This is a genomic window from Micromonospora sp. AKA38 (genome assembly GCF_027925725.1).
Lineage (GTDB): Bacteria > Actinomycetota > Actinomycetes > Mycobacteriales > Micromonosporaceae > Micromonospora.
Genome location: NZ_BNEI01000002.1, coordinates 687,865 through 702,169, shown reverse-complemented (window position 1 = coordinate 702,169; position 14,305 = coordinate 687,865). Strand labels below are relative to the sequence as shown.

13 protein-coding genes and 1 pseudogene are annotated in these 14,305 nt (G+C 73.0%); 11 read left to right on the top strand and 3 right to left on the bottom strand.

The features are described 5' to 3' along the window. Nucleotides 1–72 precede the first annotated feature (72 nt). From tsf to TPA0908_RS06690, 6 genes are all read left to right on the top strand, one after another. A complete protein-coding gene (tsf, locus tag TPA0908_RS06715; RefSeq protein WP_281935656.1) occupies nt 73–900 on the top strand; it encodes a translation elongation factor Ts in 828 nt (275 codons plus the stop codon). 152 nt (nt 901–1,052) lie between these two features. Then, nucleotides 1,053–1,820, top strand: a complete 768-nt coding sequence (pyrH, locus tag TPA0908_RS06710; RefSeq protein ID WP_036345766.1) for a UMP kinase — start codon at nt 1,053–1,055, stop codon at nt 1,818–1,820. Between the two features lie 83 nt (nt 1,821–1,903). After that, nucleotides 1,904–2,461, top strand: a complete 558-nt coding sequence (gene frr / locus TPA0908_RS06705; protein ID WP_281935654.1) for a ribosome recycling factor — start codon at nt 1,904–1,906, stop codon at nt 2,459–2,461. Between the two features lie 259 nt (nt 2,462–2,720). Next, complete coding sequence (locus tag TPA0908_RS06700) at nt 2,721–3,998, top strand: phosphatidate cytidylyltransferase (protein WP_281935653.1); 1,278 nt, start codon at nt 2,721–2,723, stop codon at nt 3,996–3,998. 104 nt (nt 3,999–4,102) lie between these two features. Next, the gene (gene rlmN, locus TPA0908_RS06695) at nt 4,103–5,248 is read left to right on the top strand and encodes a 23S rRNA (adenine(2503)-C(2))-methyltransferase RlmN (protein WP_281935651.1); all 1,146 of its coding nucleotides are present in this window, start codon (nt 4,103–4,105) and stop codon (nt 5,246–5,248) included. Between the two features lie 22 nt (nt 5,249–5,270). Beyond that, nucleotides 5,271–6,506: a DivIVA domain-containing protein gene (locus TPA0908_RS06690; protein WP_281935650.1), complete on the top strand. Its 1,236-nt coding sequence runs from the start codon at nt 5,271–5,273 to the stop codon at nt 6,504–6,506. Nucleotides 6,507–6,597: 91 nt separating this feature from the next. On the opposite strand, the gene TPA0908_RS06685 is transcribed toward TPA0908_RS06690, so the two are convergent. Further along, complete coding sequence (locus TPA0908_RS06685) at nt 6,598–6,822, bottom strand: DUF2631 domain-containing protein (protein WP_107155975.1); 225 nt, start codon at nt 6,820–6,822, stop codon at nt 6,598–6,600. Nucleotides 6,823–7,079: 257 nt separating this feature from the next. Here TPA0908_RS06685 and TPA0908_RS06680 point away from each other — a divergent pair, with 257 nt between their 5' ends. Both TPA0908_RS06680 and TPA0908_RS06675 read left to right on the top strand, forming a co-directional pair. Further along, nucleotides 7,080–8,660, top strand: coding sequence for a Rieske 2Fe-2S domain-containing protein (locus tag TPA0908_RS06680; protein ID WP_281935647.1), 1,581 nt, complete (start codon nt 7,080–7,082; stop codon nt 8,658–8,660). A gap of 109 nt (nt 8,661–8,769) precedes the next feature. After that, nucleotides 8,770–9,408 carry a TMEM175 family protein gene (locus TPA0908_RS06675; RefSeq protein WP_281936277.1) on the top strand — a complete coding sequence of 213 codons (639 nt, stop codon included), beginning with the start codon at nt 8,770–8,772 and terminating at the stop codon, nt 9,406–9,408. A gap of 52 nt (nt 9,409–9,460) precedes the next feature. Here the strand turns inward: TPA0908_RS06675 and TPA0908_RS06670 are convergent. Further along, nucleotides 9,461–11,057: pseudogene (locus TPA0908_RS06670) on the bottom strand (phytoene desaturase family protein). Nucleotides 11,058–11,125: 68 nt separating this feature from the next. On the opposite strand from TPA0908_RS06670, the gene TPA0908_RS06665 reads away from it, so the two are divergent. Continuing rightward, nucleotides 11,126–11,545, top strand: coding sequence for a 50S ribosomal protein L7/L12 (locus TPA0908_RS06665; protein WP_281935646.1), 420 nt, complete (start codon nt 11,126–11,128; stop codon nt 11,543–11,545). Between the two features lie 91 nt (nt 11,546–11,636). After that, a complete protein-coding gene (locus tag TPA0908_RS06660) occupies nt 11,637–12,803 on the top strand; it encodes an alkaline phosphatase PhoX (RefSeq protein WP_281935644.1) in 1,167 nt (388 codons plus the stop codon). A gap of 6 nt (nt 12,804–12,809) precedes the next feature. On the opposite strand, the gene TPA0908_RS06655 is transcribed toward TPA0908_RS06660, so the two are convergent. Further along, nucleotides 12,810–13,652 (bottom strand): YhjD/YihY/BrkB family envelope integrity protein, encoded by an 843-nt coding sequence (locus TPA0908_RS06655; protein WP_281935642.1) that lies wholly within the window; start codon nt 13,650–13,652, stop codon nt 12,810–12,812. Nucleotides 13,653–13,703: 51 nt separating this feature from the next. Between TPA0908_RS06655 and TPA0908_RS06650 the strand changes: the two genes are divergently transcribed. After that, nucleotides 13,704–14,249 carry a GNAT family N-acetyltransferase gene (locus tag TPA0908_RS06650; protein WP_281935640.1) on the top strand — a complete coding sequence of 182 codons (546 nt, stop codon included), beginning with the start codon at nt 13,704–13,706 and terminating at the stop codon, nt 14,247–14,249. Nucleotides 14,250–14,305 lie beyond the last annotated feature (56 nt).

Here is a 14,305-nt window from a genome sequence, read left to right as displayed (position 1 = left end):
ACCGGCCCGGTTCCGGGTAACCGGCAGTCAGACCATCCCACCGCAGTAGTCACAGACACCGAAGAGAGAGTCATGTCCAACTTCACCGCCGCGGACGTCAAGAAGCTCCGGGACCTCACCGGCGCCGGCATGATGGACTCCAAGAAGGCGCTGACCGAGGCCGAGGGCGACTTCGACAAGGCCGTCGAGATCCTGCGCGTCAAGGGCGCGAAGGACGTGGGCAAGCGGGCCGGTCGCACCGCCGCCAACGGTCTCATCGCCCACTCCGGCCAGGCGCTGCTCGAACTCAACTGCGAGACCGACTTCGTCGCCAAGAACGACGCCTTCATCGCGCTGGCCCAGCAGCTGGTCGAGCACGGCGTGACCAGTGACGCCACCAACGCCGAGGAGCTGCTCGCCAGCACCATCGACGGCAAGACCGTGGCCGACCTGATCCAGGAGCAGTCCGCCAAGATCGGCGAGAAGCTGGTGCTGAACCGCTTCGCCAAGCTCGACGGCACCACCGCGGTCTACCTGCACCGCAAGAGTCAGGACCTGCCCCCGGCGGTCGGCGTGCTGGTGCAGTTCTCCGGCAAGACCGACGAGGCGGGCGACGCGGACGCCCGTGGCGTCGCGATGCAGATCGCCGCGATGCGGCCGAAGTACCTCACCCGCGACGAGGTGCCCGCCGAGACGGTCGAGTCCGAGCGGCGCATCGCCGAGCAGACCGCCCGCGAGGAGAACAAGCCCGCGGCGGCGCTCCCGAAGATCGTCGAGGGCCGGGTGAACGCCTTCTTCAAGGACTTCGTCCTGCTGGAGCAGGCCTCGGTCGCCGACAACAAGAAGACCGTCAAGCAGGTGCTGGCCGAGGCCGGCATCGAGGTGACCCGCTTCGTGCGGTTCGAGGTCGGCCAGGCCTGAGCCGCCACCCGGGCCGCGGGCCCGGGCAGCGAGAACGTGGACGAGGAGGCCGCCGGTGTACGCGACAGGCACCGCGGCCTCCTCGTCACATAGGGTCGGCAAGGGCAGGTACGCGACGCTCGCGCGGTGCGCGGGGAGAAGGGGCGGGGCGGATGACGCAGGTTGTGAGTGACCGGAGCCTGGCGGCGGATGACCCGACCGCCCCTCCGCCCGGCCGGTCCCGTCGGGTGGTGCTGAAGCTGTCCGGCGAGGTCTTCGGCGGCGGCGCGATCGGCGTCGACCCGGACGTGGTCCAGGGCATCGCCCGGCAGATCGCCACCGTGGTCCGCCGCGGCGTGCAGGTCTCCGTGGTGGTCGGCGGCGGCAACTTCTTCCGCGGCGCCGAGCTGCAGAAGCGCGGCATGGACCGCGCCCGCGCCGACTACATGGGCATGCTGGGCACGGTGATGAACTGCCTCGCGCTCCAGGACTTCCTGGAGAAGGAGGGCATCGAGACCCGGGTGCAGAGCGCGATCACCATGGCCCAGGTCGCCGAGCCGTACATTCCTTTGCGCGCGATCCGGCATCTGGAGAAGGGCCGGGTGGTGATCTTCGGCGCCGGCGCCGGGATGCCGTACTTCTCCACCGACACGGTGGCCGCCCAGCGCGCGCTGGAGATCCGCGCGGACGTGGTGCTGATGAGCAAGAACGGCGTGGACGCGGTCTACACCGCCGACCCCCGGATCGACCCGACGGCGAGCAAGCTCGACTCGATCACCTTCTCCGAGGTGCTGCGCCGCAACCTGCGGGTCGCCGACGCCGCCGCGTTCAGCCTCTGCATGGAGAACGGCCTGCCGATGCTGGTCTTCGGCGCCCAGGGTGACGACACGATCGTCCGCGCCGTCGGCGGTGAGAAGATCGGCACGCTGATCACCGCCTGACCGGCCCACCCGGACCGGCAGCGGTCCTCTGCCACAGCCCCAGCACAGCCCACGACGAGCGACAGAAGGAGGCGAGGAGACCGGTGATCGACGACACCCTCCTCGAGGCGGAGGAGAAGATGGAGCGTGCCATCGAGCACGCCAGGGAGGAATTCGGCGGGATCCGCACCGGTCGCGCCAACGCCGCCATGTTCGCCCGGATCGTCATCGACTACTACGGCAGCCCGACCCCGCTGCCGCAGATGGCGTCCATCGCGGTGCCCGAGCCGCGCATGGTGATCATCAAGCCGTACGACACCTCGCAGACCAATGCGATGGAGAAGGCGATCCGCGACTCGGATCTCGGGGTGAACCCGAACAACGAGGGTAACCAGCTGCGCATCGTGCTCCCGCAGATGACCGAGGAGCGGCGACGCGAGATGATCAAGGTCGCCCGGCAGAAGGGCGAGGAGGCGAAGGTCGCCGTCCGTAACATCCGCCGTAAGGGCAAGGAAGAGCTGGACCGCCTGGTCAAGGACGGCGAGGTCGGCGAGGACGAGGGCCGGCGCGCGGAGAAGGACCTGGACGACCTGACCCAGCGCTTCGTCGGCACCGTGGATGAAATGATCAAGCACAAGGAGAGCGAGCTGCTCGAGGTCTGAACGGCCCGCGCACTCCGTCACGGCACCGCGCCGCCGTCGCCCGGCACCCCGGGCGGCGGCCCGGTGCCGTCGTCGTGCCCGGCGGCGTCCACCCTCGACGCCGGCCGGTTGCAGTAGGCTCGGCACGATTCCCGACCACCACCGGGTGAACGGCGGGAATCGCCCGGCCGTCGGTCGGTCAACAGGAAGTCTCACGCCGGTAGGGGATGGTCTTGGTCTTGCGTCATGTGGTGGCTTTCGTACCGTCTGCCGGTGCGTGATGTCCCACCCCGACCCCTACGGCAGCACCGAGCCGCGCGGCTGGGACCGCTCGGCCCCCGCCCTGCCCTGGCCGGAGACCGGCCTGGAGCCCGGCCCGTGGCGGCGTCCCGCCCCCGGCCCGGACGCCTTTCCCGACGCGGAGGCGTACGCCGGGCCGGTCACCGACGCGTACCCGCTGGATCAGCGGCACCACGACGCGCCGTGGCCGCCCGACGGCCCCCCGGCCGCGCCGCGTGGCCGGCGGGACGAGCCCGGGCCCGGCGACCGTGGCCCGGCGGGCGACGACCGCCCGGACGACGACTACCCCACCGCGCAGATCGCCCCGGTCCGCGACGAGCTCACGGTCCGTGACGACCCCGCGGTACGCGACGAGCCCGCGCCCGAACCGCCGGCCGGTCGCCGGTCGAAGGGGCGTCGACGGGCGAGCGCGGACCGTCCCCCGAGCACCGCGCCGCCGGCGTCCCGGGCGGGTCGCAACCTGCCGGCGGCGATCGGCGTCGGGGCGGCCCTCGGCGCGGCGATCGTGGTGCCGCTCTTCTTCTTCCTGCCGGCGTTCCTGGCCGTGCTCGCCGCCGCGGTGGCGATCGGCATCTGGGAGATGGCGCGGGCGGTCCGCCGCAGCGGCGCCCACCCGCCGCTGGTGCCGCTGGTCGCCGGTGGCGTGATCATGGTCGGGTTGGCCTGGTTCGCCGGCCCGGACGCGCTCTGCCTCGGGCTGCTGGTCACCGTGCTGGGCACGATGATCTGGCGGCTCGGCGACGGTCCCGGCAACTATCAGCGTGACCTGACCGCGGCCACGCTGATCGCGGTCTACGTGCCCTTCCTCGCCGGCTTCGCGGCCCTGCTCGCCGCCGCGCCCGACGACGGTCACCTGCGGGTGCTGGTCACGCTGGTGGCGGTGGTGCTCTCCGACACCGGCGGGTACGCGGCCGGGGTGGCCTTCGGCAAGCGTCCGATGGCTCCGAAGATCAGCCCGAAGAAGTCGTGGGAGGGCTTCGCCGGCTCGGTCACCGCCGCCGCGGCGGGCAGCGCGCTGTTGCTGTGGCTGCTGTTCGACGTGGCCCCGTGGTGGGGCGCGCTGTTCGGGATGGCGATGTCCTGCGCGGCGGTGCTCGGTGACCTCGCCGAGTCGATGATCAAGCGGGATCTGGGCGTCAAGGACATGAGCAACCTGCTGCCCGGCCACGGCGGCCTGATGGACCGGCTCGACTCGATCCTGTTCGCGGTGCCGACGGCGTACCTGCTGTTGGCGGTGTTCGTGCCGGTGGTGAGCTGAGGGATGGATCACGTCGTCGCCACGCCCCCGACCGGCCGGTCGGGGGCGATTCGGCGCCGGTGGACAGGTGCGTCCGGCTCGGCGCGTGTCAGACTGGACGCGCCATGACGAGCCTCCCGCTGATCTCCGTAGACCCCGACGCCCGCGGCCGCCGGCCCGCGATGCCTCCCCGCCACCTCGCCGACCTCGACCTGCCGGGCCGGCAGGCGCTCGTCACCGAGCTGGGCGAACCGGCGTTCCGCGCCAAGCAGGTGTCGAACCACTACTTCGGCCGCCTGGTCCGTGACCCGGAGCGGATGACCGACCTGCCGGCGGCGACCCGGGAGCGGCTGGCCGGCACGTTGCTGCCCACGCTGCTCACCCCGGTGCGCGAGCTGGCCTGCGACGACGGCGCCACCCGCAAGGCGCTCTGGCGGCTGCACGACGGCTCGCTGGTGGAGAGCGTGCTGATGGGTTACCCGGACCGGGTCACCGTCTGCATCTCCAGCCAGGCCGGCTGCGGCATGGCCTGCCCGTTCTGCGCCACCGGCCAGGCCGGGCTGACCCGCAACCTCTCCACCGCGGAGATCGTCGACCAGGCCGTCTACCTGGCCGGCGTGGCCGCCTCCGGTGCGGTGGCCGGCTCGCCGCCGCGGCTGTCGCACGTGGTGTTCATGGGTATGGGTGAGCCGTTGGCCAACTACGCGCGGGTGGTGGCGGCGATCCGCCGGCTGGTCGCGCCGGCCCCGGAAGGGCTCGGCCTGTCCCAGCGGCACATCACCGTCTCCACGGTCGGGCTGGTGCCGGCCATTCGGCGGTTGGCCAGCGAAGACCTCTCCGTGACCCTTGCGTTGTCGCTGCACGCCCCCGATGATGAGCTGCGCGACGAACTCGTCCCGGTCAACCAGCGCTGGAAGGTGTCCGAGGTGCTGGACGCGGCGTGGGACTACGCGGCCACGACGGGGCGTCGCGTGTCCATCGAATACGCGATGATCAAGGACGTGAACGACCAGCCGTGGCGGGCCGACCTGCTCGGGCGGCTGCTGGCGGGCAAGCTGACCCACGTGAACCTGATCCCGCTCAACCCGACTCCGGGCAGCCGCTGGGACGCCAGCCCGAAGCCGGTCGAGCGGGAGTTCGTCAGGCGGTTGCGCGACGCCGGCGTGTCCACCACGGTGCGGGACACCCGGGGGCGCGAGATCGACGGGGCGTGTGGGCAGCTCGCCGCCGCCGAGGACACCGACAGCGACCCCCGCGCGGCAACGGCGTAGCGGTACGAGACCAGGAGACATAGTGGCGAGTCAGGGTCAGCGTTTCCGGCGGAAGGCGCTCCGTCGGGGATACAAGGTCGACGAGGTGGACGCCTTCCTGGACCGGGTCGAGGCGACCCTCGACGGCCAGCCGGTCGGTGCGCCCGTCGCGTCCCAGGAGGTCCACGACGTCGTCTTCCGGGTCCGGTTCAACGGCTATGACGAGTGGCAGGTCGACCTGCACCTCGACCGGGTCGAGCGGCAGCTCGCCGAGCTGGAGGAGCGCGCCGGCGCCCCCGGCGGGCGCGGTGGCGATCCCCGGATGGCAGACCGGCTCGGCCCGCCGATGCGCGACGACCGTGGCCTGTCCCCGGTGCCGCAGCCGCCGATGCCGCCCCGGCAGATGCCGGCCCAGGCCGGCCCGCCCGTCGACCGCTACGGCAACCGCTACGACGAGCCGACCGGCGCGTTCGCCGGTGGGTACGACGGCCCCCGTGGCGGCTACGACGCGCCGCGCGGCCCGGCCGGTCCCGGCCCGATGGGCCCCGGGCCGGGTGCCCCGATCGGGCACGGCGGACCGCCGCCGCGCAGCCTGCCACCCGGCCCGGGCGGCTACGGCCAGGACACCGGTCCCGGCGGATACGGTCAGGACACCGGTCCGGGCGGCTACGGCCAGGACACCGGCCCCGGCGGATACGGCCAGGACAAGGGCCCGGGTGGGTACGGCGGCCCGAGCGACCGCTTCGACGGCTTCGAGGCCGGCCGGCACGGTCGGACCGACATGACCGCGGAGATCCGGATGCCCGAGCGGGACCTGCGGGAGCTGCGTGGGCGCGGCCCGGCCGGCCCGCCGGCGCTGCCGCAGCAGGGCTACGGCCCGCCGGATCCGGGCTACGGCCCGCCGGACCAGGGCTACGGCCCGCCGGACCAGGGCTACGGCGGCGGCCCCTCGATGACGGGCCCGCCGCTTGTCGGTCCGCCGGCCGCCGGCCCGCCGATGGTGGGACCGCCGATGGCCGGCCCGCCCGGCAGCGACCTGCACCGGGTCGACCAGATCCGGCGCGGCTTCCAGGTCCGTCGGTTCGGCAGCGGGTACGACCCGGACCAGGTCGACCGGTTCTTCGACACGCTGCTCGGCGGCATGCAGGGGCGCAACCCGATGCCGGTGAACCCGAAGGAGCTGGACACGCTGCGCTTCGGCCTGGTGCCCGGCGGCTACTTCGAGGCCGAGGTCGACGCCGCGCTCAAGGACGTGCAGGACATCCTGCTCGGCCGCTGAGCCGCACCCGACGACGCACCGACGACGCACCGACGACGAAGGGCCCGCCCCCGAGGGGACGGGCCCTTCCGCGTACCGCTGGTGCCGGGTGTCAGGACCGCAGGCCGTTGCGGCGCAGCACGGCGTCGCCGATGACGATGGCGAGCAGCAGCGCGGCGATCCCGAACAGCCAGATGTGCTCCACCCGGCCCTCCTCGGTGCCGCAGAGCGCCATCAACACCAGGGCCACCGCCGACACCACCGCACCGATCCGTCCGGACCTGCGGTGCCCGGGCCTGTGCTGGTCTGGCGCGGTTACCGGCTCGTCTCCTGCCACTGTCGGTCCTTCCCTCGCGATCGGATCTCCGGTTAGTCTGGCACGCCGCGTGCCGGGCCCGGCGCAGGGTCCGACCCGACGCGGTCGGACGACCCGCACGGGCGACCGGCGGCCGGCGCGACGGTGGGCGGATCGGCCCGGGCCGTTGGACCTGTTCCGCGGGGGCCGGCCGGCACTGTGGGCGTCGCGGGACGGCGACCACACTGTCTCCGGTAGCGTCTTGTCGTACGCCTGATGCCTTTTTGAGGGGGACTACGGTGCGAGTGACCGGTACGGGCCACGCCAGCATGCGGATCGACACGCCCGCGGGCAGCATCCTGTGCGACCCGTGGGTCAATCCCGCCTACTTCGCCTCGTGGTTCCCCTTCCCCGACAACTCCCAGCTCGACTGGGCGACGCTGGGCCAGGTCGACTACCTGTACGTGTCGCACCTGCACCGGGACCACTTCGACGCGAAGCACCTGCGGGACTTCGTCTCGAAGGATGCCACCGTCCTGCTGCCCGAGTACCCGACCTCCGAGATGGAGGACGAGCTGCGGGAGCTGGGCTTCACGAAGTTCCTGAAGGCCCCGAACGAGCAGGTGGTGGAGCTGCCCGGCGGCCTCAAGATCATGATCCAGGCGTTGACCAGCCCGACCGACGGCCCGATCGGCGACTCGTCGCTCTGGGTCGAGTACGACGGCGTCCGGCTGCTCAACCAGAACGACGCCCGCCCCACCGACCTGACCGTCTTCGCCGAGCTGGGCCACGTGCACGCGCACATGCTCCAGTTCTCCGGCGCGATCTGGTACCCGATGGTCTACGAGCTGCCGCAGTCGGCGAAGACCGCGTTCGGCAAGCAGAAGCGGGACCGGCAGTTCGACCGCACCTGGCGCTACATCGACGACCTGAAGGCCGACCACGTCTTCCCGATCGCCGGCCCGCCCTGCTTCCTCGACGACGAGCTGTGGCAGTTCAACGACATCTTCGGCGACGAGGGCAACATCTTCCCCGACCAGTCGGTCTTCCTGGCCGAGTACGCGAAGGTCGGCGGCCACAACGGCATCGTGCTGCTGCCCGGCAGCGTCACCGAGATCACCACCGAGGGCGCGACCACCACCCACCCGCAGCCGGTGGAGGAGTTCTTCGCGAACAAGGTCGCCCACCTGGAGGAGATGCGGGAGCGCAAGCGCGGCGTCATCGAGGCCGAGAAGGCGTCCTGGCGGCACCCGGAGATCGACGTGCTGGCCGAGATGAAGCGCCGGATCGAGCCGCTGCTCGACGAGTCGATCTATCTGGCCAAGGGCGTCGGCGGCCCGGTCCGCTTCGACCTGGTCAGCTACGACGGCGCCGACGTCGAGTCGATCGTGGTGGACTTCCCGGGCAAGGAGGTCCGGCCGTACGCGGACGAGAAGGTCCGCTACCGGTTCCGCACCGAGCGGGCGCTGATCGAGCACCTGTTCCACATCGGCGAGGTCGACTGGGTCAACTCGCTCTTCCTCTCCTGCCGGTTCTCGGCGGCCCGGATCGGCCAGTACAACGAGTTCGTCTACGCGTTCTTCAAGTGCCTCTCCGAGGAACGCCTCCAGTACGCCGAGGGCTGGTACGACGAGCACGAGCGCGCGGTCGACGCCGAGGACATCACGGTCGACGGCTGGGTGGTGCAGCGGCGCTGCCCGCACCTGAAGGCGGACCTGAGCCGGTTCGGCATCGTCGACGGTGACCAGCTCACCTGCCAGCTCCACGGCTGGAAGTTCGACCTGCCCAGCGGCCGGTGCCTGACCAGCGTCGGGCACAAGATCCGCGCCCACCGGGCCGACGAGGAGACGCCGGCGCCGGCCGGGAACCCGGTCATCTGACGCTTTCGCCCCGCCCGCCGCCCCCGGCGCGCGACCATCTCCTGGTGAGGTGGGCGGCGTGACGGGCGCGGACCGGGAGCCGGCGTACCGGTTCGCGCGCAGCAGCGAGATGGCGCGGGACGCCTCCCGGGTGGAGGCGTTCAGCGACGCGGTGATCGCCATCGTGCTCACGCTGATGGCGGTCGAGCTGCTCCAGTTCGGCCCGGACGCCCCGGACGACCGGGGGCTGTCGGCCGCGTTGGCACACGAGTGGCGGGCCTACCTGGCGTACGTGATCACGTTCGCGGTCGTCGGCCAGGTCTGGCTGACGCACCACAACATGTGGCGCTACGTCTGCCGGGTCGACCAGATGCTGCTGGTGTTGAACCTGCTGCTGCTGATGTTCGTGGCCGCCATCCCGTTCACCGCGAACCTGCTGGCGGACAATCTGCGCGGCTCGGCCGGCGACCAGCGGCTGACCGCGGCGCTGTACGTCGGCACGGTGCTCGGCGAGGCGACGTTCTTCAACCTGAGCTGGTGGTGGGCCCGCCGCCGGGGCCTGCTGCACCCGGATCTCGACCCGCGGCTGGCCCGGGCGGTGGCCCGCCGGTTCCGGCTCGGCCCGCTGCTGTACCTGGTCGCGTTCGCGGTCGTGTTCGTCGACCCGATCCTCAGCCTGCTGGCGTACCTGCTGCTGATCGGGCTCTACGTGATCCGTGGCCCCGGTGACCTGCCGCGCGCCGGGCAGGAGGCCGCCGAGCCGTCGTGAGGTGTGAGAGGGGGCCCCTGCTATACCGGAGGCGTTAACAGGGGGCCCCTCCTTACCCCAGATCGGCGAGGATGCGGCGGGCGGCGTTGTGGCCGGCGGCGCCGATCACGCTGCCTGCCGGGTGGCAGCCGGCGCTGCCGGCGTAGACGCCGTCCACGCCGGTGGCGTACGGCATCCGGTCGGTGAACGACACCGTGTTGTCGACGTGGTGGATGTGGCCGCCGGTGATGCCGAAGTGGGCCTCGATGCCGGGCGGGGGCAGCGGCACCGCGTCCGCGATCAGGTCGGCGGTGCCCGGCGCGTACCGCTCGCAGATCGCGACCAGCCGCTCGACGTACCCGGGCAGCGCCGCGTCCCAGGTGGTGCCGGCCAGCTCGTAGGGGACCGACTGGACGAACAGCGCCGACGAGTGGTGCCCGGCGGGGTCTTGCAGCGACGGGTCGACGGTGGTGTGCACGTACCACTCGATGGTCGGCTCGTCCGGCAGCCGCCCGGCCTGGACGTCGGCCCACATGCCGCGCAGCGCCGCCATCGGCGACTCACCGCCGCCGCCGACCAGCGAGTCGGAGCCGGGCAGCAGGTGGATGGTCGAGCCGAACGGGCTCGGCGCGTCGGCCGGCAGGCAGGAGAAGCGCGGCAGCCCGGTGAGCGCCAGGTTGAGCTTGAGCGTGGTGCCGGGCCGGCGGACCGCCGCCATCCGCGCGCCCAGCTCCGCCGGGAGCGCGCTCGGGCAACAGGTCGATCAGCCGGTACGGGTCACACGCGCCCAGCACCACTGACGCGCCGACCTCCCGGCCGTCGGCCAGCACCACGCCCGACGCGGCGCCGGAGTCCAGCGTGACGGCGGTGACCGGGGCGCCGGTGACGATGCGGGCGCCCGCGCCCCGGGCCGCGTCGGCGAACGTGCGCGACACGGTGCCCATGCCGCCCTCGGCGATCATCCAGGTGCCGTCCGCGCCGGGGAGCCGGCACATGTTGTGCACCAGGAAGTTGTGCCCGGTGCCCGGGTCGTCCGGGCCGGCGTTGAGCCCGGACAGGCCGTCGGTGACCGCGTACATGCTGACCAGCAGCTCGGAGCGGAAGTCGAAGCGGGCCAGGTGGTCGGCGACCGAGCCGCGGACCAGGTCGACGAAGACCTGTCGCAGGGCCGGCCGGACGTAGCGCTCGGCGGTCTCGTCGACCGGCAGCGGCTCGGCCAGCCAGGCCGGCGCGAGGTCCTCGCGGAGCTGCGCCAGCTCGGCCTGGAGCGCGTCGTCGGCCGCCACGTCCGCCGCCGAGAACATCTCGGTGAGCTGCCGCCGGGTGGCCGCCACGTCGCTGCCGAAGAGGAGGTACGGCGCGCCGGGGCCGCCGGGCGTGGGCAGGAAGTAGTGCGGGTCGCGGCGCAGCACCGGAATGGTCACGTCGAGCGTGGCGAGCAGTTCCGGCGGCATCAGCCCGAGCAGGTACGACCCGGTGGAGTGACGCAGCCCGGGCACCAGCGGGAACGGGTTCTCGGTGCGGGTGGCGCCGCCGATCACCTCGGCCGCCTCCAGCACCAGCACGTCGAGGCCGGCGCGGGCCAGCAGGATCGCCGAGACCAGGCCGTTGTGCCCGGAGCCGACCACGACGACGTCGGCGCGTGCCGGCAGCTGAGTCCCGTCAGTCATGGGAACGGAGCCTACTGCCGGGCCGACCCCGGCGGGAGGGTTCGCGGCCGGGCGCTACCGTGGCCGGCATGCCCGAGGCAGTCCAGTTCGCGCTCCCGGCCGTACTCGTCGTCCTGCTCCTGCTCTGGTTCGTGCTCCGGCGGTCCGCCGGCCGTCCCCGGGATCTGGTCGCCCCGGACCCGGCCGCGGGCGGTGGGCAGGGGGAGGTGCTCCGGCTGGCCCGTGCGGGGCACACGGTCGAGGCGGTCCGGCTGTTGCGCCAGCAGACCGGGCTGCCGCTGCTGGAGGCGAAGCAGGCGGTCGACGCGTTGCGGGCGGGCGGCCCGCTGCCGGCCCCACCCGGCGGCCCGGTCGACCCGGGCGGCGGCGTGCGCGCCGAGGCGACCCGGCTGGTGCACGCCGGGAAGAAGATCCACGCCGTCAAGCTGGTGCGGGAGCACACGAACTGGTCGCTGGCCGAGGCGAAGCGGTACGTCGACCGACTCTGACGTCACGCCACGTTCACCGGGCAGTGGCGGCGGTCGATGCGGTCCGACAGCTACCGTCGGCGGGGAGTCGTCGTCTCGGGGAGGTCATCCGATGGATCGTCGTACCGTCCTGCGTGCTGCCACCGTGACGGGCGGCACCGCCTTCGCGGGCGGCCTCTGGGCCGCCGCCGCACCGGCGGCGCCCGCCCAGCCCGGTCCCGGCCCCTACGGTGACCTGCTGGCCGCCGACGCCAACGGCCTCCGGTTGCCGGACGGCTTCACCAGTCGGGTGATCGCCCGTTCCGGCCAGCGGGTCGCCGGCACCTCGTACGTCTGGCACCCGGCGCCGGACGGCGGCGCGTGCTTCCCGGCCGGCGACGGCTGGTGCTACGTCTCCAACTCGGAGGTGCCGCTGGTCGGCGGCGCCTCGGCGGTGCGCTTCGCGGCCGACGGCACGATCGTCGCCGCGTACCGGATCCTCGGCGGCACCAACAACAACTGCGCCGGCGGTCCCACCCCGTGGGGGACGTGGCTCTCCTGCGAGGAGGTGCCGCTGGGCCGGGTGTTCGAGACCTGGCCGGACGGCGGCCGGGGCGGCGAGGAGCGGACCCGGATGGGTCGCTTCAAGCACGAGGCGGCGGCCTGCGACCCGGTCCGGCAGGTGGTCTACCTGACCGAGGACGAGCCGGACGGCTGCTTCTACCGCTTCGTGCCGGACACCTGGGGTGACCTGCGCACCGGTCGGGTGCAGGTGCTCTGCGCCCCGGAGGACCAGGTGGCCGGCCCGGTGACCTGGCGGGACCTGCCGGACCGGGACGGTTTCCCGGTGCCCACCCGCTACCAGGCGGGCGCCGCGAAGTCGTTCGCCGGTGGCGAGGGCTGCTGGTACGCGGACGACACCTGTTGGTTCACCACCAAGGGCGACAACCGGGTGTGGGCGTACGACGCGGCGCGGGAGCGGCTCGACCTCGCGTACGACGACTCGCTGGTGGAGGCCGGCGCGGCGCCGCTGACCGGGGTGGACAACATCACCGGCACCGGAGGCGGCGACCTCTACGTGGCCGAGGACGGCGGCGACATGGAGATCAACATGATCACGCCGGCCGGCGTGGTGACGCCGTTCCTGCGGCTGCTCGGGCAGGCGGCGTCGGAACTCACCGGCCCGGCGTTCGCGCCGGACGGCAGCCGGCTCTACTTCTCGTCGCAGCGCGGCACCAGCGGCGCGAAGGCCGGCACCGGCGGCATCACCTACGAGGTGCGCGGCCCGTTCCGGCGCTGACCGGGCTCAGGCGCGGGCCGCCTCCCGGGCGGCCCGCCACCGGCTCAACGCCAGCGTGGCCGAGTAGCCGGCCAGCACGATCACGTGGAACAGGTAGAGCCAGAGCAGCACCGCCACCCCGCCGCCGATCTCGTCGAACCCGCCGAACGGCACGCCCAGGTTCAGCGGCAGCGAGCAGAACAGCACGAAACCGTGCAGGAAGCCGGAGAGGTTCGCGGCGGTGAACGAGCCCATGCCGAGCGTGGACAACCAGTCCGGGGAGGCCGGGCCGACCACCCGGAACACCCACACCAGCACCGGCGTGAGCACCAGCCACACCGCCAGGAACGACAGCACCACACCGAGCGCGCCGATCCAGCCGCCCTGCCGGACCAGCCGGGTGGTCAGCGGCAGCGCCAGCAGGATCGACAGCAGCAGGGCCGGGGCGGGCGCGAGCAGCGGCAGCAGCAGCAGCCGGCCGCGCCAGCCGACAAGCGCGCCGGACTCGGCGCGCGGCTCGGCCACCGAGACGAACGCCCGGCGCAATCCCTCGCCGTAGAGCGAGGCCGGCAGCAGCGAGGCGAGCGCCAGCAGCGGGGTCAGCCCCAACCCGGCCTCGACCAGCGCGGCCACCGCCCGGTGCGCGCCGATCTCGGTGGGCAGCGTGTCGATCGCGTACGAGGTCAGCCGGCGCACCCGGTCGGCGCCGGCGAGCAGCCCGGTGAGCCAGATCGCCAGCAGCGCCACCGGCACCACGGCGATCGCGCCGTAGAACGTGATCGCGGCGGCGTGCAGTGAGAGATCCCGGCCCCGGACCGGCCGGAACGCCGCCGAGGTGATCCGCTTCGTGCGGTGCCAGCCGTCGCCCATCGCCCCCTCGTTCCCCGTGCGGTCGCCGGCCACGCATTACGATCCGGCGTCATGATGATCGCCTCGACCGAGCGGCTCGTGGTCCGGGACTGGACCGAGTCACCCGACGACCTCGCCCGGGTCTACGACATCTACTCCCGTGCGGAGGTGATGCGCTGGCTGGGCGGCGGGAAGGGGCGGCTGACCGACCCCGCGCAGGCGCTGGAGCGGGTGCGTTCCTGGCGCGAGCGCAACGCGCCGTACGCCGGTCGGTGGGGCCTGTGGGCGATCGAACCGCACGCGACGGGCTGCGCGGCCGGCAGCGTGCTGCTCAAGCCGCTGCCCGGCCGGGACGGTGTCACGCCTACCGACGACCTGGAGGTCGGCTGGCACCTGCACCCCGACGCCCAGGGCCACGGCTACGCCACCGAGGCGGCCCGGGCGGTGCTGGAGCGGGAGTTCGCCACCGGCACCGGCCGGGTGTACGCGGTGGTGATGGCCGGCAACGAGCCGTCGACGGCGGTGGCCCGGCGCCTCGGCATGACGCACGTCGGCGTCCGCACCGACTGGTACGGCGGCGCGGAGCTGGAGACGTTCGTCCTGGACCGGCCCGCCTGACCGAAGTCGGGTGCCCGTACGTTGGCAGTTCGCCGTCGGACTCCTACGGTGGTGGG

Coding starts and splice junctions, on each gene's coding strand:
- TPA0908_RS06665 (WP_281935646.1), top strand. CDS start 11,126: ATGCCCGAGGCAGTCCAGTTCGCGCTCCCGGCCGTACTCGTCGTCCTG.
- rlmN (WP_281935651.1), top strand. CDS start 4,103: ATGACGAGCCTCCCGCTGATCTCCGTAGACCCCGACGCCCGCGGCCGC.
- TPA0908_RS06655 (WP_281935642.1), bottom strand. CDS start 13,652: ATGGGCGACGGCTGGCACCGCACGAAGCGGATCACCTCGGCGGCGTTC.
- tsf (WP_281935656.1), top strand. CDS start 73: ATGTCCAACTTCACCGCCGCGGACGTCAAGAAGCTCCGGGACCTCACC.
- pyrH (WP_036345766.1), top strand. CDS start 1,053: ATGACGCAGGTTGTGAGTGACCGGAGCCTGGCGGCGGATGACCCGACC.
- TPA0908_RS06700 (WP_281935653.1), top strand. CDS start 2,721: ATGTCCCACCCCGACCCCTACGGCAGCACCGAGCCGCGCGGCTGGGAC.
- TPA0908_RS06650 (WP_281935640.1), top strand. CDS start 13,704: ATGATGATCGCCTCGACCGAGCGGCTCGTGGTCCGGGACTGGACCGAG.
- TPA0908_RS06660 (WP_281935644.1), top strand. CDS start 11,637: ATGGATCGTCGTACCGTCCTGCGTGCTGCCACCGTGACGGGCGGCACC.
- TPA0908_RS06675 (WP_281936277.1), top strand. CDS start 8,770: ATGGCGCGGGACGCCTCCCGGGTGGAGGCGTTCAGCGACGCGGTGATC.